This window comes from Clostridium sp. ZS2-4 (genome assembly GCF_026719745.1).
Classification (GTDB): Bacteria; Bacillota; Clostridia; order Clostridiales; family Clostridiaceae; genus Clostridium_H.
Window position 1 is genome coordinate 175700 of sequence record NZ_JAPPRQ010000015.1, and the last position, 25069, is coordinate 200768.

The window sequence follows — 25069 nt, forward strand, 5'->3', positions numbered from 1 at the left end:
CTCCCCCTGACTCATCTACAAGGCTATATGCAAATCATTTTAAGGGTGTTTTAATTGAATAATTCATTATCAATATATGAAAGGGGAGAAAATGTGTGAAGTTTATTAAGATATGATTTTATCTATTTACAAAAAAAGAAGGGACATTTTTTAAAAAATATCTTTTTAAAAAATGTTCCTAAACTACTATTTATTTTCGTTAGATTTTATTTCAAGCCTAATGTAACAAGGGTTTTTAAATCATAAACATGATATTCTATAGGTAAAGAATCAGTGACGATTTTGCCTAAAATTGTTTGGCCTTTTTTTACTTTTAGTTTTAAACTTTTAAAATCTACATCAGAGAGTGCTACATGACCTTCTATGTGATCTGAACTATTGACAATTAATTCTTGTTTACCAGTTGTTTCACATTGAAGTGTAATGGTACCTTCATCATTCAATAAGATTTCACCAAGTATATTTTTTTCTTCGCCCATAACTTTACCGTTGAATAGACTTCCATCTTGTAATAATAAATACCCCTTCATTTTATTACCTCCTGTTATTTTTGTCTCACTGGACAAATTTAATACTTGATAGTAAATAATTATACAAGAACATTAATATTTACTTTCTAAAAAAAATTATAACATATTTTACTCTTTTTTCAATAAAAAAGATAAAATTAGTAGAGAATCAAAAAGATGGAGTTTGTGATTTCCAAGCTGTTCAAAGAATAATAGGACGTGCTAATGCTGATACTTTGGGATATGTATAGAATACATTCTGGTAGTTTTTATTTTATAAAAATATAGATTAGCTAAATGACAGTAGCTTATTGAAAATATGTAATTAATATTAAATTATGGTAAAATGAGAATGGTTAAATGGAAGATAAATATATAATATGGGGGGATTTTATGCAATTCGAGGGCTACACTGGAGAAATTAAAATTTTAGGACAGAATATTTCAACAGGAGATGTGGAGTATAAAAGGAAAATAGGATATATTCCTGAAGTAGCAGAAATATATGATAATCTTACAGCTAAGGAATATTTAACTTTTATTGGAGAATTATATGGACTTCAGTATGATAAAGTTGATAGAAAGGCAAAAAAGCTTATGGAGCTGTTTGCTATAGAAGAAGCTTATGAATCAAGAATTTCGTCTTATTCTAAAGGAATGAAGCAAAAAAATTTTAATAATATCAAGCTTGCTGCACAATCCTGATATATTATTTTTAGATGAACCTTTGAGTGGATTAGATGCTAATAGTGTAATGGTATTTAAGGAAATATTATCAGAATTGGCATTGCAGGGGAAAACTATATTTTATTCTTCACATATTATGGATGTAGTAGAGAAAATTAGTCATAGAATTATTTTATTAAATGATGGACAAATAGCAGCTGATGGGAGTTTTCAAGAACTTAAGAATAAATGTAGTGAAGGGTCTTTGGAAGATATTTTCAATCAACTTACAGGATTCAATGAATACAAAAGTATAGCAGAAGATTTTGTATCCGCAGTTAAAGAGGTGTAGCAATATGAAGGAATTTAAAGTTTTAAAATTTCTAGATAAATTTAAAGTTTTATTTGAAAAATTTGGTGTAGATTATGAAATAATGAGAAAGATTCTTCAAATGAAGTTAGTTATGGATGGAAGAAGAATTCCTACAATTATGAATAAGTCAAATAAAGAAAAAGAAGAGGAGAATAGTTTTTTTAAGTCATTGGGTTTATACGCTCTTTTTGGATTAATTATAGTGGTTTTAATAATACCAAAAACCAATTTGATTTTTCAAATGAGCTGTGTTTTTGGTATATTGATGTTTATGATTATGACAACATTAATCTCAGATTTTTCATCTGTACTTTTAGATGTCAGAGATAAGAATATAATATTTTCAAAGCCCGTTAATAATAAGACTATAAATGCAGCAAAGTTTATTCATGTGTTTATTTATATGTTTTCTTTAACTATAATACTGGAGAATTCACGTAATACCTATTATATAATTTTTTCGATACTTGCAGCAGCTGTACCTGTAATTTCAATACTGATTTACATTAAGCTTGTTCCTTCCTTTGAGAGAAATTTACAAAAATTAAATGTTAATAGTGGTAAAACAGATAAGAGAAAAAAGAAGCTATTTTACAAATTATCTAATGTATTTTGCTCAAACAAACAAGAACAAATATTTTTCAGATTTACTTATTATATGATTAAAAATGAGAAGAGTTTAAGCTTAAAGTATATCCATCTTTAGGGATGGCATTTATATTTCCATTTTTGTTTATATTCATGGAGCGTGGAGAAGGAAAAGGATTTAGCGAATGGCTGAGTTATATGGCTGTTATGTTTATAGTTGATATTTTTTTATGGAAGAAGTCCTTTAATATATCATGGGAAAAGGTTGAGAAAAGTTACACAGTGTGATAGTGTAAAAGGAAAAAGAACAAAGGGTTGGAAATTACAAAATTTTATAATTTTCTAGTAAATAAAAAAAAGGGGCGATTTTATGTTTTCTGAAAAAGTAGTAAACAATTTGAGTAGGTCTTCATGGATAAGGGCAATGTTTGAGGAAGGTGCAAGACTTGTTGAAAAATATGGGGCAGATAAGGTTTATGATTATAGTCTTGGCAATCCTTATGCAGAACCTCCAGCAGAGGTGGTTGAGTCATTAAAAAAGCATGTTTTAAGTGATGAAAAAGGATTACATAGATATATGAATAATGCTGGTTTTACAGAAGTCCGTGAAAAAGTTGCAAAATCTTTAGAAAAGGAAAGTGGAGTTGAACTTTCCAGTGAAAATATAATAATGACAGTTGGTGCTGCAGGAGGTTTGAATGTTGTTTTAAAAGCACTGCTTAATCATGGAGAAGAAGTTATTGTATTTGCACCTTATTTTGTGGAATATAATTTTTATACAGACAACCATGGTGGAAAAATAGTAGTAGTTCCTTCTGATACTTCAACTTTTGAACCAGATTTGAATGCACTGGAAGAAAGCATTACACCAAACACAAAAGCAATGATTATTAATACTCCTAATAATCCAACTGGAGTTGTGTATAGTGAAGAAAAGTTAAAACATATTGCAGAAGTTATTTCAAGAAAAGAAAAGGAATATGGTACAACAATATTTGTAATTTCAGATCAGCCTTATAGTGAAATAATTTACGATAACGTTAAGCTTCCAAGTATACTTTCTACTTTTAATAACTCTATTATTGTAAATTCATTTAGTAAGTCACTAGGGCTTGCAGGAGAAAGAATAGGGTATATTGCAGCAAGCAGTAGAATTAATGATATAAATATATTTATGAATGCTTTAAGTTTTTGCAATCGTACTTTAGGATTTGTAAATGCGCCTGCATTATTTCAAAAAGTTGTTGGAGATGCAATTGATGCTAAAGTAGATATTGAAGAATATAAGATTAGAAGGGATTTTTTATATGAAAATCTTACAAGACTTGGATTTGAATGTGTAAAGCCGCAAGGAGCCTTTTATCTTTTCCCTAAAGCTCTTATTGATGATGATGTAGAATTTGCGAAGAGGGCAATAAAATACAATTTGCTTCTGGTACCTGGCAGTGGATTTGGATGTCCAGGATATTTTAGAATGTCCTACTGTGTAGATTTTGATATGATTAAAAACTCTATTTCTGCTTTTGAAAATTTGGTTAAAGAATTTAAATAAACAACTAAAATTATAATGGAAACAAACATTCTAGTATATGTTTATTAATTACAATAATTTTATATTAAAAAAGACTACCGCACTTGACACGTAGAATAAGATTGATTAAAATAATATAAAAAGTTATTTAAGATTAACTTCGTATAACCCCAATAATATGGTTTGGGGGTGTCTACCAGGGACCAATAATTCCTGATTACGAAGAAAATACATTTATGTGTATTTTCTTTGTAGTCAGGATTTTTTTATTTAAATAGAATATAAAATAGTGTGTAAAGAGGAGGTTATTATCATGAATTTATCAACTTTACCTAAAATCGAATTACACTGCCATTTAGATGGCAGCGTCAGACCTGAAACAATCATTGATATAGCAGTAAATGAAAACATCAGTATTCCAACTTATGATATTGAACAAATAAAAAATATGTTAATTGCACCAGAGGAATGTAAATCATTAGATGAATATCTGGAAAGATTTATTATGCCATTATCGGTAATGCAGTCAAAGGAGAGTCTTAGAAGAATAGCTTATGAACTTCTTGAGGATGCGGCAGAGGAAAATGTAAAATACATTGAAGTGAGATTTGCTCCGCTGCTTCACATTGAAAAAGGATTAAGCATTGAAGAAGTAATTGAAAGTGTGTTAAAAGGAATTAAAGAAGCAGAAGAGAACTTTGATATCAAAGGAAATCTAATACTTTCATGTTTAAGAAATATGCCTGCTGAAACTGCTTTTGATGTGGTTGAAAAGGGGAAAAAATTCCTTGGAAAAGGAGTTGTAGCAGTAGATTTAGCTTCAAGTGAAGATGAAGGGTTTTGTGCAAGATTTATAGAACCTATTGCATTGGCAAGAAAATATGGATATAGAGTAACTATTCATGCTGGTGAAACTGGAATAGGTAAAAATGTTCTTGAAGCAGTTGAACTTCTAGGTGCTGAGAGAATAGGGCATGGAGTATATATCAAGAACTGTGATGAAGCATATAAGGTTGTAAAGAATAAAGGAATTGCTCTGGAAATGTGCCCTAAAAGTAATGTTCAAACTAAAGCAGTAGGCAGTTTAAGAGAACATCCAATTTATGATTTTCATAGGGCTGGAATCAAAGTAACAATTAATACGGACAATAGAACGGTATCAGATACAACTATGAGCAATGAATGCAGTATAGTATCTGAAGAGTTTGATATTACCTATGAAGACTATAAACAGATTTACTATAACAGTGTAGAGGCATCTTTTGCTGATGAGGAAACAAAGGAAAAATTAAGAAAATATTTTCAGTAGTAAAGTTATTTAAAGAAAAATAGCCAATAGAAAAATTGAAAGTTCTATTGGCTATTTTTCTCTATATAAAATTATTTTAAACAGATGTTTCAGGAGCTTGTGAAGGGTATTCTATAACCGGTTCAGAAGCATGTTCAGCAGCCGGTTTGGAAGTATATTCTACAACTTTTTTATATCGTTTTATATCTTTAAGTTTTTTCTGTTTTGTATAAGAGTGTTTTATGCTGTCTATAAGTAATATAGACATAACTACAAGTATAATTGCAAATGGGAGTCCTGCAGTGATTACAGCCGTTTGTAATGCTAAAAGTGCTTTTTCGCCACCAATTAACAGCAATACTGCAGCTACAAATCCTTCCATTAAAGCCCAAAATACTCTTTGAGGTATTGGAGAATCTAGTTTTCCACCAGAGGTAAGATTATCTACAACTAGGGAACCAGAGTCACTTGATGTAACAAAGAATGAAACAACTAATATTGTACCTAAAGTTGATAAGATAACTTTTATAATACCCGACAATATAGGTATATTTAAGTGGTTTATCATTTCAAATAAGGCTACTGGAAGATTGTTTTGTACTACTTCAAATAATTTTCCACCAAGTGCATTATTTATATATATAGCACTGCCACCAAATACTGATAACCATATAAAAGATAAAATAGAAGGAACAATTAATACTGCCAATACGAACTCTCTAATTGTTCTTCCTTTAGATACTCTTGCAATGAACATTCCAACAAATGGAGACCAAGATATCCACCATGCAAGATAAAATACAGACCAACTGCCTTGCCAAGAAGTATCTTTGATTGATATGAAAAAGGAAGATTTAATAAAATTATTTAAGTAAAGCCCTAATGAATTAGAAAATGTTTTAAATATATATGATGTTGGGCCAAGAATAAAGATAGCAAACATAAATACAAAAGCAATTTTTATATTTAATTCAGAGAGTATCTTAACTCCTTTATCTAGTCCGGAAACAACAGACCAAGTTGCCATCAAAGTAATAACAGCAATTAATACAACCTGTACTTTAACATCAAAATTTATACCTAATAAAAAGTTTAAACCGCTGTTAATTTGCTGTACTCCAAGACCTAATGAAGTAGCTAATCCGAATAAACATGACACAACAGCAAGTACATCTATGATATCGCCTATAACTCCAAAAATTTTGTCTTTTAATAGTGGGTAAAACACTGATCTTAAAGAAAGTGGTAAGTTTTTATTGTAAGCGAAAAATGCTAGAGCTAAAGATATCAATGCATAGATTCCCCAAGGGTGCAGTCCCCAATGAAAAAAAGTAGTTGCCATAGCTGATGTAGCTGTGTTTGAACTCAGGAAAATTGGAGGCTTGTTCACAGAATGATACAAAGGTTCTCCTACTGACCAGAACATTAATCCAATTCCCATGCCAGCAGATATCAACATTGAATACCATGAAAAATTTGAAAAATCAGGTTTAGCATTAAGTCCTCCAATTCTTACATCACCTAATTTTGAAAATGCCAGTAACAAGCAAACTAAAATAAAAAAGTTGCTAGACAATATAAAAAGCCAATCACCTTTAGAAATAATTGCGTTTTTAACGCTCTCAAAAACTCTATTTGCATTTTCTAAATCATGAAGTGCATACCCTGAAAAAGCCAATATGATTAGTCCAGCAACAATAGATACAACTGGATTCATATCTAAGCCAAATTTAGTAAAATTTCTGCTATATAATTTTTCTTCTAATTGTTTACTAATATCGTTATCCATATAAAAACCTCTCTTTCTATTTATTTTATATAACAAAAAGCACTCTAATTCTATGTTTAAACATAGAATTAGAGTGCCTAAGTTTCGCCAAAAAAATGACTCGCTTTATACCACAAAACATAGTATAGTTTAGACCCTCTTGGACCTAAACAGACCACAGTTCTATAAAAAAATATTTTTCAACAATAGTCTCACTATATAATAGCCAGTTTACTTAAATCTGTAAAAATACATATTTAAGCTCACAAGCCGAGCTACTACTAAAGCCTACTTCATATATATATATATATATTAAAAATAAAATAGTCTATATAATTTCTTTTGAAAAATAAGATAATTAATTAAAATTAAAAAGAAAATAAGAATTTATTTAAAGAAAAAACAATGTAAAATAGAATAACAAACTCCTCAACGATTGTAACATGGAAAATTTAAAAAGTCAATTGAAAAATATAAAATTCACATTCTTAATTAAAAAAGTAGATTACATAATGGAAACTAGGCGTTATTAGATGTATAATTAATAGGATTTTTGATATAATGGAAAAATGAATAACTAAAGAATGAGGTAAAAGTATGAAACACTTATTTATTATCAATCCAAAGGCTGGAAAAGGAAAAACGTTGGAAATTATACCTAAAATCAAGAAAATATTTAAAGAAATAAAAGAGGAGTTCATTATTGAGATAACTGAAAGGCCAGGACATGCTACTGAATTAGTTAGAAATTATGTAAAGAAAGAAAGTTATAGAGTTTACGCAGTTGGAGGAGATGGAACTCTAAATGAAGTTTTAAATGGCATGGTAAATAGTGGGAGTTGCCTTGGCGTTATACCTAATGGCAGTGGAAATGATTTTGTTAGAAGTATATATGAAAAAACAGTGTTTGAGAATATATTAAAAAATACTATACTTGGAGAAACGAAGGAAATAGATTTGGTAGAGATTAATAATAGATGTTTTATAAATATTTCTTCAATAGGCATAGATGCAGAAGTAACATATAATGCTAGAAAATTAAAACGCCTTCCGTTTATTTCAGGAGGATTGGCATATATATTAAGCGTCTTTATTACAATATTCAAATACAAATGCAGGTATATTCAATTAAAAATAGATGACAAAGAAATAGAATCAACTATAACTTTATTAACACTGGCAAATGGAAAATATTATGGTGGTGGTATGAAAGTAGCTCCATATGCAGATTTGCAGGATGGTATTCTTGATTTATGTATTATTGATAAATTAAGCAGAATTAGAATGTTAACATTATTTCCAAAGCTTATTAAAGGAAAACATGAGGAGATTAAAGAGGTTTCTTTTCATAAAGGTAGGAAAATAACTTTAGCGGCAGAAGAAGAAATTGCTGTAAATATTGATGGAGAAATAATAAAATCTCAGCAAATACAGTGTAATATAATTCCTAAAGGTATAAACGTTATTATTCCACAAACATAGTAAAGACAGAATATTAAGGACAAAAGGAGAATTAAAAAATGATTAAATTGTTATGGTATATTTATTTTGCAATGTATCTTTTATTAAACAGCATAACAGGAGAAATAAAATTATTTTTCTTAAGAAAGAAATCAATTAAACTGGCTGATGAATATGTACATGAAAAGGTTAAAAAGATATCGGATCATGTTTTAAAAAAATCTAAAACAAAAACTAATGTATTAGGATTGGAAAATATTCCGGATGAGCCTTGTGTTTTCATATGTAATCATCAGGCAATTTTTGATGGTTTTCTTTTAACTTCAAATATAAACAGACTTACAGGGTTTATCGCAAAAAAAGAGATAAAAAAGATTCCACTGGTTCGAAGTTGGTTAAGTGCAATGCATACTATATATATCGATAGAAAAAATATTAGAGAAGGTGTAAAAGCTATCAATGAAGGGGTAGAAAACCTGAAAAATGGATATTCTATGATTATATTTCCAGAGGGAACAAGAAGTTTAAAATCAGAAATGGCAGAATTTAAAAGGGGAAGTATGAAACTGGCTCTTAAAGCAAACGTACCTATAGTTCCTGTTACTATTGATGGTACGTATAAAGTTTTAGAAGTAGGTAATAAAGTGCAAGGGCATAGTGTGAAAATGATAGTTCACAAACCGATATATTTGGAAACACTATCTGAGTCAGAAAAAAAGAACTTGTCAAAAATTACTCATGATATAATTGAAAATGCATTGCTAGGGTAAGTTAACTACTCTGGCAATGCATTTTTATTATTTTATTTCAATTTCTACACCATAGTGATCGGAAACCACTTCGTTATTTTTACCATTAAAAATAACATAGGATGAATCAATATTCATTTTTTGATTTGTTAAAATTAAATCAAGACGCATATCATTTTTATTTAGATCCCAACCATCAATTTTACCTTTTACAGTAATACCGTTATCCTTTTGTTTTGCAAGATAAAAGGTGTCATAAAGTCCTTTATTTATCAAATAGTCATATCCTGCATTTTTAATGAAGGCATTATTGTTAAAGTCTCCCATGAAAAAGGTTGGTTTGTCAAATAGAATGTTTTTAAAAAGACAATCCACTTGATATTTAAAAGGTTCTTCAGTATCATCCCACCATCCTAAGTGGCATGAATAAAAGTCCATTAATTGACCATCTATATCAATAGATGCTCCAACGATTTTGCGAGTTTTCCAGTAGTTTATATCTTTGCTTTGGGATATGAAGAAAGAATGGTTATTTACAATATTGTGTTTTGTTAAAATGGCAATGCCTTCTTCATATATATCATATCCTATATGTGAAAAATCCCATACCATTTTATAGTCGCTGATGCCTAATTCATTTAGTTCATTTAATAAAATTAAGGCAAAATTATTTGCCTTAATTTTATCATTTACTAAACTTTCATCTATCAACTGACTTACTTCTTGAAGGGCAATCACATCATAGGATTTTTCTTTAATTACCTCTGCAATAATTCTAATTTTCTCAAGTTGATTTTCTTCCTGCCAAGAGTGACAGTTTAATGTTAAAAGCTTCATAAATTACACTCCTAAAATATCTTGAATTTCAGATTTTAATATATCCGCTTTTGGACCATATACTGCTTGAACCCCTTTGTCTTTAACAATAAGACCTAAAGCGCCATTTGCTTTCCACTTATTTTGTGGTGCAACATTATTTATATCATTAACTGTTACACGAAGACGTGTCATGCAGGCATCTATATCTACAATATTACTTCTTCCACCAAGTAAGCCAATTACTTTTTCAGCCATACTGTATTCAGTTTTGCTGGCAGCAACTTCTTTTTGTGCTTGTACTGGCTGTTGTGAAGCAGATGATTCAGTCATCTCAATATCATTTCCTGCACGTCCAGGGGTTGGAATATTAAACTTTTTAATAAGAAACTTAAATGTAAAGAAGTTTAATCCAAACCAAACTACTGCAACAACTATAAAGTTTACAAGGTCTTTTAAAAGTCCGGCATTTATAATCATCGGAGTACGAGTTAAAAGCTCGATTATACCAAAAGCATGAATACGAAGGTTTATTAGGTCTGCAACTGCAAATCCAAGACCAGTTAAAACAGCGTAAACAATATATAAAATTGGTGAAGTAAACATAAACATAAATTCAAGAGGTTCTGTAACTCCTGTCAAGAATACAGCAAGTGCAGCTGACAAGTACATAGATTTATATTTTGAACGTTTTTCTTTATCAACATTTAGATACATTGCAGCTGCTGCACCGATTAATGATGCAGATGATGTAATAATTTGTCCTACTTTGAAACGTGCAGGATGTACGGACGTAAGTAGTTGATTGTATGTATTCATATCTCCAAGTGATTTTAAGTTGTTTAGGTCTGTAATCCATGCAAGCCAAAGAGGGTCTTGTCCAGATACGATTTGACCTATTTTATCACCTGTTAAAATGTGATATACTCCACCAAGTTCTGTATAGTTCATAGGAATTGTAATCATATGATGAAGACCAAATGGTAACAATAAACGTTCAAGTGAACCATATATAAAGGTTGAAACAAATGGAGCACTATCCTTTGATGTTGCAATCCATTTACCAAAGCTATTTATAGCTGTTTGAGCAAAAGGCCAAAGGATTGAAAGAACAATTGCAGAAACTGCTGAACCTAATATAACAACAAATGGTACAAATCGTTTTCCATTAAAGAATGAAAGAGCATCTGGTAATTTGGAATAGTTATAATATTTATTATATAAAGATGCTCCAAGAAAACCTGATATAATACCAACGAACACTCCCATATTTAATGCTGGAGCTCCAAGAACGGATGTAAAATAATCTTTAACTAAAAGATTTCCACCTGTAAAAGAGTGTATTGTTGCATTTGGGTCTGCAAGCATAGCGCCACTTACACCAAATATAGCTCCTGTAATACGGTTGGTCAAAATGAATGCAATAAGTGCTGCAAATGCTCCACCAGCACGTTCTTTAGCCCAAGAACCTCCAATAGCTACAGCGAAAAGTACATTTAGGTTACAAATAATTGCCCATCCTATATCTTCCACAACATGAGCCAAGATTTGAAGAGCAGCCACATCATGAGCGGACATTCCAATTAGTTTACCAAGAGAAATCATTAATCCAGCAGCTGGCATAACTGCAACAACAACTAACAATGCTTTACCAAATTTTTGCCAAAAGTCAAATGAAACAAGTTTTGAATTTTTCAAGATTTTACCCCCTTATTCTTTTTATATGAGTAGTATTAAATTTTTAAAACAGTGGATATTATAATTATTAATAACAGTATCAGTGTTAAAGAGCAAACGTTTGCATGAATTACATTTTAGTAAGCTGATTACAATATCAGCTTACTAAAATGTAATATTTGTAAAATGACCTTAAGGTAATAAATACTTACTATAAGGCAAACGTTTGCGCATAGGCTAAAAAAGTACACTGATTTTTTAATCAGCTTCTTAGTGAAACTATTGATTTTACAACACTAATTGTGTATTATTTTTACCACCCAAAATGAATATTGATATAGTTAGTATAAAATATTAGAAGGCATATGTCAATAAAATTTATAAATTAATATTTTTTCAAAAATTTCCATATAGTTGTATTACATAAGGATTAATAAATAAAAAAGTTATTTTTATCTACTTTACACATATATTTTTTAGTATACTAAAAGTATACAGTAATAGCAAATTGGTTAATACATATTCATAAAAGTACTAATAATCATTTTATTGATAATATATTGCAATTATTAATAATCAATTTATGAAAAAAACTTGGACGAAGCTTTAATACAATGAATAGCATTTATTGTAACTTATATATTTAATAATTTTATTATAAAGAAGCAGGGGAGAAGGTTTATGGAATATAAAGTGAAAAACATATGTGTTATAGTCATAATTTTATTTTCTATGCTTTTACTATGTTCAGATATTTTTTTAAATGAAACTACTTTAAATTTTCCTAAAGCAGAAAAAGGGGAAATTAATCTTACACAATGGGATTTTCAAAATAATGGTATTGTATGTTTGAACGGTCAGTGGGAATTATATTTTAATGAATTATTGCAATTAGAAGATATTAAATATAAAAAAACTAAACAGTACTTTAATATACCTGGAGAGTTAATAGAACAATTAGATGGAAAATCTCAAGGGTATATGACACTTAGACTAAAAATATCACTTCCTGATAATAAGAATGTTTATGGGCTTAGAATTGATAGTATGCTGACAGCTTCAAAAGTTTGGGTAAATGGAGTTCTTCAAGGTTCACATGGTAAGGTAGGAAAAAATAAAAAAGAAGAAAAAGCAATTTACCTTCCAGTTTATGCTTACTTTACACCTGTAAATGGCATTGTGGACATAGTTATACAAACTTCTACCTATAGAGATATAGAACCCATAATTAGAGAAATGTATTTTGGAACAAAAAAGCAAATTATGAATATTTGTTTCAAAAATACAATAATGGATGTATTAGTTATAGGAAGCTTATTAATTATGGGGTTACATTATTTGGTTCTGTATCTATTAAGAAGAAAAGAAAGAAGTTGCTTTTATTTTTCAATTTTATGTTTACTGATTCAACTGAGAATTTTTATATTGAATGAAAGAATTTTGGTGAGAATCTATCCTGATATGCCCTATGAAGTATTAAGTAAAATAGCAGCAATTACCTATTATTTATGGACTGTAGTTTATATATTATTTTTAAAGGAGCAATTTGAGGATTTATCGGATAAAATTGTGAAAGTCACTATTGCGTTTGGAACTATATTCACAGTAATTTGTCTTTTTACAAGCAGTCGAATTTACGATGATTTAGGAATTAAAAGTCAAGTTATTTTAGTTTTTATTTTAATATATTTATTATTTTTCTTGATTAAAAAAGCTTCAAAAGGTAATAATAAGGCTCAAATGTCATTGCTATCCTTTGTTATCTTACTAATTACAGGTGTCAATGATATTTTGGTAAATGACAATATGATAAATAATATGTATGTTTTTCATATTGGAATGTTTATATTTGCACTTTTGGAAGCATATGTACTAGCAGTAAGCTATTCTAATAATTTTCATAACTTAGAACAATTAGTTATTGAGAATAAAAAAAATTATCAAAGATCTATTAGAGATAGCTTAACAAATTTGTACAATCATAGTTATATTGAGAACGTATTAATATCGGCAGTAGATAGATTTAATAAAACAGAGGAAATATTTTCGGTATTGATGATAGATATAGATTATTTTAAAAATCTTAATGATAAATATGGACATCCTTTTGGAGATGAGGTTTTAGTTAATTTGAGCAAATTATTCAAAGAGAATGTTAGAAATAGTGATTTTGCAGGAAGATATGGAGGGGAAGAATTCCTTATTATATTGCCTAATACAAATATAAAAGATGCCGAAAAAATTGCAGAAAGAATTAGAAAAGAAGTACAAGAAAGTAGTTGGTCTAGAGAAAATATAGAGGTTACTATTAGTATAGGAGTGTATCAAAATAGAAAGTTTACTAAACAGGAATGCATAGAAACAGTAGATAATCTTTTATATTTAGCAAAACACAATGGTAGAAATCGTATAGAAAAAATGCTGTAGCAAGTTGATTATCAAATTATTTCTTCCTAAAAAGAGTTTACAGGAAAATTTAATATTAACAGAATTATTATAAGGCAAGCAATTAATAAACTTGTAAAAGAAGAAAAGTATAATAAAATCATAAAAATATAAAACTAAGCCGAATGTATATTCAGCTTAGTTTTATATTTTTAGTATTAAATATTAAATTTCTCTACTACTAAATTTAGTTGTTTAACAATATTGCCAAGTTCTTCAGCAGTTTCAGCTACGATTTCCATTGCACTTGATTGTTCTTCCATGGATGCAGATACCTCTTCAGTAGAAGCTGCTGATTCTTGAGATATAGCAGATATTCCCTGGATAGAGCTTAATACTAAATCTTTATCTTCATTTACTTTATCAATATTAAGAACAAGATTGTTTGTTTGGCTTATCATATCTTCAATAGCTTTTTCAATAGTTTTAAAGGATTTTTCAGCTTCGCTCATTGAAGCATTAGCTTCACCAATTGTAGCTTGTCCTTTATTCATGTTAAGTTTAGTAGTTTCTATTTCATTTTGAATTTGCTCAATCATATTTTTAATTTCATAAGTAGAATTTGCAGTTTGTTCAGAAAGCTTTCGTATTTCATCAGCAACAACTGAGAAACCTTTACCTGATTCTCCAGCTCTAGCTGCTTCTATAGCAGCATTTAATGCTAAGAGGTTTGTTTGCTCTGCTATTGACTGAATAGTATTTACAATTTCATTAATAGAACTAGATTTATCAGAAAGCATATTTATATTTTCTGCAATTTGTGAAACTGCTTCATTGTTTTCTTCTAATTTATTAACTAATAATTCCATAGCTTGAATTCCTTGAGTATTAACTATTTTAGTGTTATTTGAAGATACTTTGAGCAAGTTGGCGTTATTATTAGCAGTATTTATTTCATCTGCAAGGTTTATAAGTTTTTCTGTTCCTTCTTGGGAATCGGTAGCTTGTTCTGTGGCACCTTTTGCTAGTTCTTCTATAGTTCTTGTTACGGCATCAATGGATTGTACTATTTCATTAATAGATGTTGAAAGAGATTGAGAATTATTGTTTACATTAGTTGAGGTTTGTTTTATATGCCCTACTATATTTCTTAGTTCTTCTCTTAAATTTACAACTGATTTTCCCATAATTCCTGTTTCATCGTTATATTTGGATATAACCTCAAAGTTAGTATCATATTTTAAATCCAGTTGAGAAGTTTTATTTATAAGTTTAGTTATGAATAAAATAGGATTACTTATTTTTTTGCTGAAATATATTGCCGAAATAATAGAAAGTACAAGAGCTACTATTATGAAAATAATCATAGCAAGTATAGTATTATATAGATACTTTTGTAAAACAGTTTTTTCTTGAAGAATTATGTTATTTATGTCATCAACATAGTTTCCAGTTCCAACTACCCAATCAAAAGGTTTGAAGTAAAGAGAATATGCTCTTTTAGGAAGAGGTTCAGTTTCACCGTTTTTAGGAAACCAATAGTCTGTATATCCGCCGCCCTCTTTCATACCATTGTTAATTAGTTCTTGAATCATATATTTACCTTTTGTATCTTGAAGATTATACCTGTTTTTACCTTCTGAATCTTTTCCGAGTAAAACTACGTTGATACCTTTACTAGTATCAACCCAGAAATAGCCATCTTTTCCGTATCTGACTTTTCTAAGTACATCAGCAGCTAGAGTTTTAGCCTGTTCAAGGGTCATTTCACCATTTTGATACTTGTCATAATAAATTTGAAGGATACTTACCATAGTTGATACTTCATTTTTAATATTTTCATCATAGTCATGTTTCAAAGTGGTTTCAAGTTCTTGAATATTTTTTGAATTTTGCTGTTTCATATTGATAATACTAAAAATTCCAATGCCAGAACCAGCGATAATGCAAGTAATAATTACTAGAAGTGTTATTTTTGTGCTTATTTTTTTCATTTGATTCACCTCATATTTATTATTTAATATATATATCGATAAAATACAAAAAGAACTATAGAGTTAAATTTTATTATCTAAACTTTCAATAGATGAATCAGATGATGTAATTTTCTTAGGAGATTCAAGTTTAGCTTTACATTGTGAAAGTTCATTTTGTAATTCAGATATTATTTTAGTTTGTTGTCTGACCTTAAGCTTCATACGAAGTTCTCTATAAAGTCCTAATAAGGTTATAATTAATGCTCCAGAAATTGCTGATATGAAAATTACAAGTGCTTGTGATATTTCAACACTAATAGAGAAAAAGTTGATCGAAACAGTTTTAGCATTTTGCACAGCAAAAATTGTGACTAGAGCTCCAAAAAATAATGATAAGATAAATCCAATTCTCATATAATCCCTCCTTATAAATGGTAATTAACGATAAAATACTTAATAGTATTATATAATAACATTAAGTATATATAAATAAATTTTAAGAAAATTGTCAAAATTTATTTAAATTTATGCAAAATATAAATAAAAAACTGAAAAAAGAATAAAAATATAAAAATTAAAAGTAGTATCAAATTGAAGATACTACTTTGGTTTTAAACATAGTATTATTTCATTATGAGTCTAAGTCCACAAATCAAAAATATTATTCCTATTATTTTATGCAGAGTGATTGGTGAAGGAGTAACTCCAAGCCATCCAAAATGATTAATAAATGCGCCTATTATAAGTTGTACAGATACAAAAATTGAAAATGACGTAAGTGTTCCTAAAGTTGGAATCACTAAAATACTTCCGAATACTACAATAATTCCAAGTAATCCACCTATCCAATAGTAAGGTGGCACTTTTGTAATATTTGAATATTCTTTAATATTACCTGTCAGTAATATAATAATAAGCATAGTTGTAGAACTTACTAGCACACTATTTAAAGCGGCATTTTTAGCATTAATTACTTTACCTAAATGAGCATTTAAAGGTGGTTGTACTGCCAAAAATATTCCTATAAATACTGCTAAAATTATATATGAAATTTTATTCATTTCTGGTACACCTCCAGTTTATGTATATTATTTTTCTTTATTTTTATTCTCAGTTGCTTTTGTATACAGTAAATAAGTGTATATTCATAATATAGTTGTAAAAGTGCAAATGTCAAATATAATAGATGAAATAGGTATAAGATTTTACTACAATGAAATATGGTTTTATTTTCATATGCTTAGATAGCCTTTTGTTATGATATAATTGAATTAAGAGATTGAATTTGCAAAATTTTCATAAATCCTGTATGTAAGATAAATAGATTTTGATGGTGGGGAGAAGATATGCAGGCAAATAAAGAGCAACTAAAATTAATTAATAGTAAACCAAATGAATACAGCGTAATAAAAGGATTAAAGAGATGCGGTAAAACTACGGCAGCAGTATATAGAGCGTTATATATAAAAAACAATTACTCTTTTTGTCAAGATGATAAAATTTTGATGTTATCATGTAGTAAAGAGCATTGTAAATACATAAATGATATTTACAACAAGCTTGAAAAGACTACAAAATACGATTATTATACTTTATTTTCAAATCTGGAAAATAAACCACATATAACTAAATTAGATGATATTATAAAGGAATATTTTAAGAAATATATTAAAAATAATAAATTAAATTATCAGCTTATTTTAAATGAGGATATAAAAATAAATATTATAAAACAATGTCTTTTAGAAATTAAAAGTTTATATCCAAAACTTAAAATATTAAAAGAAGCGTATATTAAATTCTTTATTGAAGAAATAAAGTGGATTAAAAGCTTTAACTATGAGAAAGTTGAAGATTATCAGATTGCTAAAAGAGGATGCAGAAAATATAAAAAAGGAGAAGGTCCAGCAGCGCTTAGAAAAAACAGTACAGCCAGAGAAGCAGTATTTGTATTAATGAAAACTTACAATGAAAAACTTAGACAGCAGGACTTTGTAGATTATGAAGACATGGTGTTATTTGCATTACAAGAAGCTAAAAGAAAAAAGGATGCAAAATATGCTCATATATTTATTGATGAAGGTGAAAAATATACAAAATTACAAATAGAATTTATCAAAAGTCTATATAATGAGAAGCCTTATTCTGGTATTACATTTATTGTAGATGTGGATGGAGAAGAAAGTCCTTATTCTGCTTTTGTAAGAAAGGGTAAAGTATATGTTAAAGATTTAGGTATAAAGATAAAAAGATTTAATTTTAAAAGCAGTTATAAATTTGATAAAGTATCAGATAAAAAGGACAACAAAACAGCTATGATCAATTCTATACAAAAGTTTGAGTATTTTGACTTAAGGCATAATAAAAAGTTTGACATGATGAAAGATTACAGTAATCTAAATGAGATAATTGTAAATAATGGTGATGGGGATGTGGAATATAAGGAAGAAGAATTGAGACAAGTTCCTGTATTCAGCAATATTGCAGCAGGTGAGCCTATATTAATAGATCCTGAACAGCAGGATAATTTTTATATTCCACAGTATTGGTTAAAAGGATTAAAAGATTGCTTTATTCTTAAAGTTAAAGGAGATAGTATGAAAAATGCTAATATTCATGATGGTGATTATGTAGTGATTCAAAAGCAATATAGTGCCAATCATAATGATATAGTAGCTGTGAATTTACAAGGAAGTGCAACATTAAAAAGACTTCATATGGGAAAAGAAGAAGTGTTACTTATGCCAGAAAATGAGAAATATGAACCTATTCCAGTAAAGGAAGAAGGAATATATTTAATTGGAAAAGCGGTAGGAATAATAAAACATAATTAAGGCTATTTTTAAAGAATAGCTTTATTTTTATATCTGTAAATATATTTAAAAACAAAGTTAAAATTTTTTTAACAAAATAAGGCTAATCAAAAACAAAAATGCCAGAGCAAAAAAGAATTCAAAAATCCAATAATTTTCTAATCAAATTTTAATCTTTGGTTCAGCAAACTTTAATTTTCATAGAATACAATATAAATATAAAGCGAACCGAGACATCGCATAACAAAATAAAAATTATTTGGAGGGATTCATATGGCAGTGTCATTAGAACAAATTGATTTATTGAGAAAGAGAGCAAATGTAAATTATCAGGAGGCAAAAGAAGCTTTAGAAATGTGCAATGGTGAAATTGTAGAAGCCTTGGTATATCTTGAAAAGAACAAGAAAGCTAAAGAAAACAAAATAAATGAATGTCAAGGTAAGGTTTGTGGTACAGTAAAGAATCTTATAAAAAAAGGAAATGAAACAAGAGTTGTAATAAAAAAACAAGAGGATAATGTATTAAATGTATCACTTAATGTAGCTGCTTTGTTTACGATTTTTGCTGCACCAGTTACTCTAGCTGCTTTTGCACTTGCAATGTTTACAAAACATAAAATTAGAATAGAAAAAAACAATAATGACAATTGTGCAGTGAATAAGGTTTTGAATAAAATGTCAGAGAAGGTGACTAATATAGTAGATGACATAACTGCAGAAGATAAACATACTAAATAAAAATGTTTATAATATAAGACATTATTGACATATATCTGGCCTTAAAAGGTAAGGTATATGTCAGTTTTGTTTTTATTTAATATTGTTTACAAACATTTCAATAGGATATAATTTAAAAAAGAAGATTATTTTAGGGGGAGTCAAATTGAAAGGTGAGAAAATTCTTGTAGTGGAAGATGAAGTGAAAATTGCTCGCTTTATTGAATTGGAATTGAAATATGAAGGTTATATAGTTGAGCAAGCTAATGATGGAAGAACGGGGCTTGAAAAATCTTTAAATGGAGAATATGATTTAATTTTACTGGATGTAATGCTTCCAGGATTAAATGGGATGGAAGTTTGCCGCAGAATACGTCAAGTTTCAGAAATACCTGTTATTATGCTAACTGCAAAGGATGAAACTACAGATATTGTAATGGGACTTGATACAGGAGCAGACGACTATATTACAAAGCCCTTTGTTATTGAAGAACTTTTGGCAAGAATCAGGGTGGCATTAAAAAGAAAAAAATCAGAAGATAAATCATCTGAAGTTCTTTCAATAAAAGGATTAAATTTAGATTCCAATAAGTATACGGTAACTTTTAATGGGGATAATATTGATTTGACAAAAACAGAATTTGATTTATTAAAATATCTTATGGAAAATCAAAATATAGCTTTAACAAGAGAGCGAATATTAGACAAGATTTGGGGTTTTGATTATGTAGGGGATACCAATGTGGTAGATGTATATATACGATATTTAAGAACTAAGATTGATAATAAATATAATGAAAAGTTTATTTACACAATTCGAGGGGTGGGGTACCTTGTAAAAAATGAATAAAAAAATAAATTTATTAACAAAAGCAATAAAAACTATTTTTCACTATATATTCCTTATAACAAAGAAGATTATATCGATTATACGTGGAGTTTTTAAAATTATAAAATTAATTGTTGGAGGTATAGTTCAGCGTTTTAAAAGACTTTTACGATTTTCTATAACCTTTAAAATAACTTTTGTATATACAGTCATACTGTCACTCCTTCTTTTTTTAGTAAGTATGGCAATTTTATTTGGATTTAAATTTTTTCTAATAGAACAAATGCGTCAGGATATTCAAAACAATAGCGAAATATATTTTTTTATACTCCTTGGTATATTAGTAGTTATAAATATTATTATAATATTTATAACTATGATAATAGGTTCAAGTGTAAGTAAAAAAATAATCAGTCCTATAGATGATATGACAGAAACTGTAAGGGCTATTAATATTCAAAAGTTAGATACTCGTCTTAATGTGAAAGGTTCCCATGATGAGTTGAAGGAGCTGGCACAAACCTTTAATGATATGTTTGACAGGGTTCAAGAGTCTTATGAAAGACAAAATCAGTTTGTATCAGATGCTTCCCATGAGCTTAGAACGCCTATTGCTGTGATTCAAGGATATGTTAACTTACTTGACAGATGGGGAAAAAATGATAAAGAAGTTTTGGAAGAATCTATAGAAGCAATAAAAAGTGAATCCGAGAATATGAAGGAGTTAGTTGAAAAATTATTATTCTTGGCAAGAGCAGATAAGAAAACTCAAAAAGTAGAGAAAACCCAATTTTATTTAGATGAGCTGATTGATGAGGTTGTTAAAGAGACAAAATTAATTGATACAAAGCATGAAATTGTAAATAAAACATATGAAAAAATCTTGATTTTTGCAGACCGTAAACTATTAAAGCAGACATTGAGAATATTTATAGATAACAGTATGAAATTTACCCCTGAAAATGGAAGTATAGCCATAGAAGGAGCGTATTCTTCAAAGGATAAGGCTGTGCTCATAATTGAAGATACTGGTATAGGTATCCCAAAAGAAGATATTTCTTATATTTTTAATAGATTCTATCGTTCAGATAAATCCCGATCTAAAGACAAAGGTGGAACCGGTCTTGGGTTATCCATTGCAAAGTGGATCATATCTCAGCATAAAGGGATAGTAGAGGTTAAGAGTGCTGTTGATGTTGGTACAAAAATTAGTATTTTTCTAGCGCTAAAAGGTAGTTGATTAATCAATTGCAAAATCATACAAATAAAGTTAATTAAAAGTGATAGGCTATTAAATATTTAATAGCCTATGTTTATTATACAGCATATCTTCTCTTTGCTTTTAATTTCTGCTTTTCATCATACATTCTTTTATCAGCAGTATTTATAAAATCATCAACAGATTTTTCTGGTATTTCATTAAATTCTGCCAGACCATAACTAATACTTATATTATAAGGTTTTAAATTTAGTTCATTTAGTTTTGTTACTTCATAGTTTAGTCTATAACAGATTTCATGTGCTTTTCTTTTATTGCAATTCTTAAAAATAATTAAGAATTCATCTCCACCTAACCTACATGCTATATCTTTTTCACCAATGAATTGTTTAATCAAGTCAGCTACAGTTTTAATTAAATAATCTCCTGTATTATGTCCGTAGGTATCATTTACATTTTTTAGTCCGTCAATATCTATAAAACAAATAGTTAAATCTTGTTTTCCAAGTACAGCTTGTCTGCATTCTTTTTCCAAAAACTCAAGTCCTACTCTGCGATTGAATAAATCAGTCATATGATCTTTTGTGGCATATTTCTCTAAGGTTTCTTCTGCAAGCTTTCTTCTTGTAATGTCTATTATCTCTGCAATTACAAATGACTTTTCTTCAATTGATGTTTTTTGAAGAAATATTTCAGCTGGAAATTGTTGTCCATTTACTTTTTGAAGCCATTTTACAGGAATATGAACTCTTTCATTGCGTGAGAACTCATTTAAAAGGACTTTTTGATCCATAGAATTTGAAAAAAGCTGCATTAAGTTAAAGCAAATAGAATCTTGATCAATATATCCAAATAGCTTAAAGAATAATTCATTGCCAAATACAATTTCAGACCTTTGCAAATCAATCACAATAATTGGAAGAGGTATATGTTGTAAAATTTTTTTGAAAAAATTTTCAGCTTCATTTATAAAGTTGTTTTTATACATTTCATCACACCCTTAAATTAAAAAATATATTAAATATGTAAATATAGAAATGTCAATTTAATTTGATTTTTAAGTTCAAAATTTTATATTAAAAGCTTAATAATTGTAATATTGTATATAAATTAAGTTTCACTTTGTTTTGTCATGACTATATACGTAGAATTGTGATAAAAAGAGGGGGGCATTTAAAAAAATCATAATGTATATATATTCCAATTATCAATATTCATTGTTCAATAATCGATTTATTAAAAAACTTCAATGAAGTTTTAATAGGATGAATAGTATTTCTTATAACTATGTATTAAATATGCTTTCTTAAGTATAAATCATAAATATACAAATGAGGTAATAATAATAGTTTATGGATAATATGATTACAAAATAAGGTTTTTGGAAGAAGGAAAAATATAAATGAAGAAGTTATTTAGAAAGTATATTTTGGTTAAAGGAATAGTTCAAGGAGTGGGATTCAGACCATTTGTTTATAAGATAGCAAATGAAAAAAGTTTGAAGGGATGGGTAAAAAATACTTCAGAAGGGGTTTATATAGATATCGAAGGTAAAGAAGAAAGCATTGAATTATTTTTATACAAATTAATTCACCAAGCACCACCTCTTTCAAAAATAAATGATATTAGTATTGAGGATAAAGAAGTTAAGAATTTTAAAGAATTTATTATTAAACAGAGTGATGGAAATAAAACACCTATTACATTAATATCTCCTGATATTGCTATTTGTGAAGAGTGTGAAAAAGAAATAAAAGATAATAAAAATAAAAGATATAAATATCCTTTTACTAATTGTACAAATTGCGGGCCAAGATTTTCTATAATAAAAAAATTACCTTATGACAGACCTATGACTACTATGAATGAGTTTGAAATGTGTTCAGAATGTAGTTTTGAATATAAAAATCCACTGGATAGAAGATTCCATGCTCAACCTAATGCTTGTGGAAAATGTGGGCCTAAGGTTTGGCTTACAGATAGATATGGAAATATAGAGAAAGTAGAAAACCCCATAGAAGAAGCAAAAAAATTAATTAAGCAGGGCAAAATTATAGCTGTAAAAGGATTAGGTGGTTTTCATCTTGTATGTGATGCTGAAAATGAAAAAGCTATTCAAACTTTAAGAGATAGAAAAATAAGACCATCAAAACCTTTTGCTCTTATGATGAAAGATATATACACTATAAAGCAATATTGCAATGTTAATAAAAAAGAAGAAAATATACTTAAAGGTATTAGAAGACCAATATTATTATTAGATAAAAAAGTTAATATATTACCAGATAATATAGCTCCAAATAATAAAAAAATAGGAGTTATGCTTCCATATACTCCACTGCACCACCTTTTATTTGATGATAATATAAAGGTTTTGATTATGACTAGTGCAAATGCAAGTGGACTTCCAATAGTATATAAAAATGATGAAGCATTAGAAAAATTAAAAGATATTGTAGATTGTTTTTTATTGCATAATAGAGAAATACATATACCAGTAGATGATTCCGTAGCTAGAGTAATATTAGGAGAAGAGAGGTTAATCAGACGTTCAAGAGGATATGCCCCTTTGCCTATATCAATTAGTGGAATAACAGAAACTTTTGCTTATGGCTCTCATTTAAAAAATACTTTTTGCATATCTAAAGGGGAATTCGCATTCATGAGTCAGCATATGGGGGATATGGACAACTTAGAGGCATATGAAAATTATGAGAAGAACGTAGAGCATTTCAGAAGTTTATATAATATTAAACCTAAGTTATTAGCTTATGATATGCATCCTGATTTTTTATTGTCAAAATCAGCACAAAAAGAAGAGATAAAGAAATTTGCTGTACAGCATCATCATGCACACATAGCAAGCTGTATGGTAGAGAATAAAATTAATAAAGAAATTATAGGAATTGCATTTGATGGAACAGGATTAGGAATAGACGGTAAAGTATGGGGAGGAGAGTTTCTAGTTTGTAATTATACCGATTTTAAAAGAGTTGGACATTTAAATTACGTGAAAATGCCAGGGGGAGATACTGCGGTTAAAGAACCTTGGAGAATGGGAATTAGCTTTCTATATAAGACCTATGGAGATAAATTGGATACCAATATCTTTAGTAATCTACCTGATAATAATATAAAAAATATAATTATGATGTTAAAAAATGATTTGAATTCTATTGAAACTTCAAGTATGGGAAGATTCTTTGATGCTGTTTCTACATTGCTTGGATTAAAAAATAGAATTACTTATGAAGGTGAAGCTTCAATTTATTTAGAAGTCATTGCAAAAGATAATGAGGGAGGAAGATATGATTATAGCATTGATAGTATAAATGAAACTTATGTAATAAATACAGATAACATTATAAAAGGCATTATAACGGATATAAAAAAGGAGATAAATAAAAGCGTTATATCTAAAAAATTTCATGATACGGTAATAGCTTTTTCCATAGAAATGTGTAAGCTTATACGAAATAAGACAGGTATAAATGTTGTAGCGTTAAGTGGTGGAGTATTTCAAAATGAAATTATTTTAAAGGGGATATACAGAGGACTAATGAAGAATGATTTTCAGGTATATATTCATGGAGAAGTACCTTGTAATGATGGTGGAATATCAATTGGACAATTGGCTATTGCAAACTATAAAGCAAAGAATGAATAACTAAGGATAGAGAAGTTATGTGCAGTCATCATGGAGA

At 28.6% G+C, this 25069-nt stretch carries 19 protein-coding genes, 1 pseudogene and 1 riboswitch; of the genes and pseudogenes, 12 read left to right on the top strand and 8 right to left on the bottom strand.

Annotation, left to right across the window (positions count from 1 at the left end; translation table 11 throughout):
* Nucleotides 1-206 precede the first annotated feature (206 nt).
* Nucleotides 207-530: a hypothetical protein gene (locus tag OIO11_RS03370; protein ID WP_268069949.1), complete on the bottom strand. Its 324-nt coding sequence runs from the start codon at nt 528-530 to the stop codon at nt 207-209.
* A 381-nt stretch (nt 531-911) separates the two neighbouring features.
* On the opposite strand from OIO11_RS03370, the pseudogene OIO11_RS03375 reads away from it, so the two are divergent.
* The 4 genes and pseudogenes from OIO11_RS03375 to add all read left to right on the top strand — a co-directional run.
* A pseudogene (locus OIO11_RS03375) lies at nt 912-1527 on the top strand (ABC transporter ATP-binding protein); the annotation flags it as partial.
* Nucleotides 1528-1531: 4 nt separating this feature from the next.
* Entirely contained in the window at nt 1532-2254 is a 723-nt protein-coding gene (locus tag OIO11_RS03380) for a hypothetical protein (RefSeq protein WP_268069950.1), read from the top strand.
* A 252-nt stretch (nt 2255-2506) separates the two neighbouring features.
* Nucleotides 2507-3688, top strand: coding sequence for a pyridoxal phosphate-dependent aminotransferase (locus tag OIO11_RS03385; RefSeq protein ID WP_268069951.1), 1182 nt, complete (start codon nt 2507-2509; stop codon nt 3686-3688).
* A 119-nt stretch (nt 3689-3807) separates the two neighbouring features.
* A riboswitch (purine riboswitch) is annotated at nt 3808-3907 on the top strand.
* A 73-nt stretch (nt 3908-3980) separates the two neighbouring features.
* A complete protein-coding gene (add, locus tag OIO11_RS03390; RefSeq protein ID WP_268069952.1) occupies nt 3981-4976 on the top strand; it encodes an adenosine deaminase in 996 nt (331 codons plus the stop codon).
* A 76-nt stretch (nt 4977-5052) separates the two neighbouring features.
* On the opposite strand, the gene OIO11_RS03395 is transcribed toward add, so the two are convergent.
* Complete coding sequence (locus tag OIO11_RS03395; protein ID WP_268069953.1) at nt 5053-6744, bottom strand: BCCT family transporter; 1692 nt, start codon at nt 6742-6744, stop codon at nt 5053-5055.
* Nucleotides 6745-7320: 576 nt separating this feature from the next.
* On the opposite strand from OIO11_RS03395, the gene OIO11_RS03400 reads away from it, so the two are divergent.
* Nucleotides 7321-8205 (top strand): diacylglycerol/lipid kinase family protein, encoded by an 885-nt coding sequence (locus OIO11_RS03400; protein WP_268069954.1) that lies wholly within the window; start codon nt 7321-7323, stop codon nt 8203-8205.
* 38 nt (nt 8206-8243) lie between these two features.
* Nucleotides 8244-8954: a lysophospholipid acyltransferase family protein gene (locus OIO11_RS03405; protein WP_268069955.1), complete on the top strand. Its 711-nt coding sequence runs from the start codon at nt 8244-8246 to the stop codon at nt 8952-8954.
* 27 nt (nt 8955-8981) lie between these two features.
* Here the strand turns inward: OIO11_RS03405 and OIO11_RS03410 are convergent, their stop codons facing one another.
* Complete coding sequence (locus OIO11_RS03410; protein ID WP_268069956.1) at nt 8982-9770, bottom strand: endonuclease/exonuclease/phosphatase family protein; 789 nt, start codon at nt 9768-9770, stop codon at nt 8982-8984.
* Between the two features lie 3 nt (nt 9771-9773).
* A complete protein-coding gene (locus OIO11_RS03415; RefSeq protein WP_268069957.1) occupies nt 9774-11447 on the bottom strand; it encodes a PTS transporter subunit IIBC in 1674 nt (557 codons plus the stop codon).
* Nucleotides 11448-12107: 660 nt separating this feature from the next.
* Here OIO11_RS03415 and OIO11_RS03420 point away from each other — a divergent pair.
* Nucleotides 12108-13853, top strand: a complete 1746-nt coding sequence (locus tag OIO11_RS03420) for a sensor domain-containing diguanylate cyclase (RefSeq protein WP_268069958.1) — start codon at nt 12108-12110, stop codon at nt 13851-13853.
* A 176-nt stretch (nt 13854-14029) separates the two neighbouring features.
* Here OIO11_RS03420 and OIO11_RS03425 read toward each other — a convergent pair whose 3' ends face one another.
* From OIO11_RS03425 to OIO11_RS03435, 3 genes are all read right to left on the bottom strand, one after another.
* Nucleotides 14030-15805 (bottom strand): methyl-accepting chemotaxis protein, encoded by a 1776-nt coding sequence (locus OIO11_RS03425; RefSeq protein ID WP_268069959.1) that lies wholly within the window; start codon nt 15803-15805, stop codon nt 14030-14032.
* Between the two features lie 63 nt (nt 15806-15868).
* Entirely contained in the window at nt 15869-16201 is a 333-nt protein-coding gene (locus OIO11_RS03430; protein ID WP_268069960.1) for a LapA family protein, read from the bottom strand.
* 209 nt (nt 16202-16410) lie between these two features.
* Nucleotides 16411-16848 (bottom strand): DMT family transporter, encoded by a 438-nt coding sequence (locus tag OIO11_RS03435; RefSeq protein ID WP_268069961.1) that lies wholly within the window; start codon nt 16846-16848, stop codon nt 16411-16413.
* 285 nt (nt 16849-17133) lie between these two features.
* Between OIO11_RS03435 and OIO11_RS03440 the strand changes: the two genes are divergently transcribed.
* The 4 genes from OIO11_RS03440 (at nt 17134) to OIO11_RS03455 (ending at nt 21386) form a co-directional block, all read left to right on the top strand.
* Complete coding sequence (locus OIO11_RS03440; protein WP_268069962.1) at nt 17134-18621, top strand: LexA family protein; 1488 nt, start codon at nt 17134-17136, stop codon at nt 18619-18621.
* A 252-nt stretch (nt 18622-18873) separates the two neighbouring features.
* Nucleotides 18874-19338 (top strand): DUF4342 domain-containing protein, encoded by a 465-nt coding sequence (locus OIO11_RS03445; protein WP_268069963.1) that lies wholly within the window; start codon nt 18874-18876, stop codon nt 19336-19338.
* Between the two features lie 145 nt (nt 19339-19483).
* A complete protein-coding gene (locus OIO11_RS03450) occupies nt 19484-20167 on the top strand; it encodes a response regulator transcription factor (protein WP_268069964.1) in 684 nt (227 codons plus the stop codon).
* Nucleotides 20160-21386 (top strand): sensor histidine kinase, encoded by a 1227-nt coding sequence (locus OIO11_RS03455; RefSeq protein ID WP_268069965.1) that lies wholly within the window; start codon nt 20160-20162, stop codon nt 21384-21386. Before OIO11_RS03450 ends, OIO11_RS03455 begins: the two co-directional genes overlap by 8 nt.
* Nucleotides 21387-21462: 76 nt before the next feature.
* Here OIO11_RS03455 and OIO11_RS03460 read toward each other — a convergent pair whose 3' ends face one another.
* Complete coding sequence (locus OIO11_RS03460) at nt 21463-22353, bottom strand: sensor domain-containing diguanylate cyclase (protein WP_268069966.1); 891 nt, start codon at nt 22351-22353, stop codon at nt 21463-21465.
* A gap of 414 nt (nt 22354-22767) precedes the next feature.
* Between OIO11_RS03460 and hypF the strand changes: the two genes are divergently transcribed.
* Nucleotides 22768-25032: a carbamoyltransferase HypF gene (hypF, locus tag OIO11_RS03465; RefSeq protein ID WP_268069967.1), complete on the top strand. Its 2265-nt coding sequence runs from the start codon at nt 22768-22770 to the stop codon at nt 25030-25032.
* Nucleotides 25033-25069 lie beyond the last annotated feature (37 nt).

Coding starts and splice junctions, on each gene's coding strand:
- OIO11_RS03370 (WP_268069949.1), bottom strand. CDS start 530: ATGAAGGGGTATTTATTATTACAAGATGGAAGTCTATTCAACGGTAAA.
- OIO11_RS03380 (WP_268069950.1), top strand. CDS start 1,532: ATGAAGGAATTTAAAGTTTTAAAATTTCTAGATAAATTTAAAGTTTTA.
- OIO11_RS03385 (WP_268069951.1), top strand. CDS start 2,507: ATGTTTTCTGAAAAAGTAGTAAACAATTTGAGTAGGTCTTCATGGATA.
- add (WP_268069952.1), top strand. CDS start 3,981: ATGAATTTATCAACTTTACCTAAAATCGAATTACACTGCCATTTAGAT.
- OIO11_RS03395 (WP_268069953.1), bottom strand. CDS start 6,744: ATGGATAACGATATTAGTAAACAATTAGAAGAAAAATTATATAGCAGA.
- OIO11_RS03400 (WP_268069954.1), top strand. CDS start 7,321: ATGAAACACTTATTTATTATCAATCCAAAGGCTGGAAAAGGAAAAACG.
- OIO11_RS03405 (WP_268069955.1), top strand. CDS start 8,244: ATGATTAAATTGTTATGGTATATTTATTTTGCAATGTATCTTTTATTA.
- OIO11_RS03410 (WP_268069956.1), bottom strand. CDS start 9,770: ATGAAGCTTTTAACATTAAACTGTCACTCTTGGCAGGAAGAAAATCAA.
- OIO11_RS03420 (WP_268069958.1), top strand. CDS start 12,108: ATGGAATATAAAGTGAAAAACATATGTGTTATAGTCATAATTTTATTT.
- OIO11_RS03425 (WP_268069959.1), bottom strand. CDS start 15,805: ATGAAAAAAATAAGCACAAAAATAACACTTCTAGTAATTATTACTTGC.
- OIO11_RS03430 (WP_268069960.1), bottom strand. CDS start 16,201: ATGAGAATTGGATTTATCTTATCATTATTTTTTGGAGCTCTAGTCACA.
- OIO11_RS03435 (WP_268069961.1), bottom strand. CDS start 16,848: ATGAATAAAATTTCATATATAATTTTAGCAGTATTTATAGGAATATTT.
- OIO11_RS03440 (WP_268069962.1), top strand. CDS start 17,134: ATGCAGGCAAATAAAGAGCAACTAAAATTAATTAATAGTAAACCAAAT.
- OIO11_RS03445 (WP_268069963.1), top strand. CDS start 18,874: ATGGCAGTGTCATTAGAACAAATTGATTTATTGAGAAAGAGAGCAAAT.
- OIO11_RS03455 (WP_268069965.1), top strand. CDS start 20,160: ATGAATAAAAAAATAAATTTATTAACAAAAGCAATAAAAACTATTTTT.
- OIO11_RS03460 (WP_268069966.1), bottom strand. CDS start 22,353: ATGTATAAAAACAACTTTATAAATGAAGCTGAAAATTTTTTCAAAAAA.
- hypF (WP_268069967.1), top strand. CDS start 22,768: ATGAAGAAGTTATTTAGAAAGTATATTTTGGTTAAAGGAATAGTTCAA.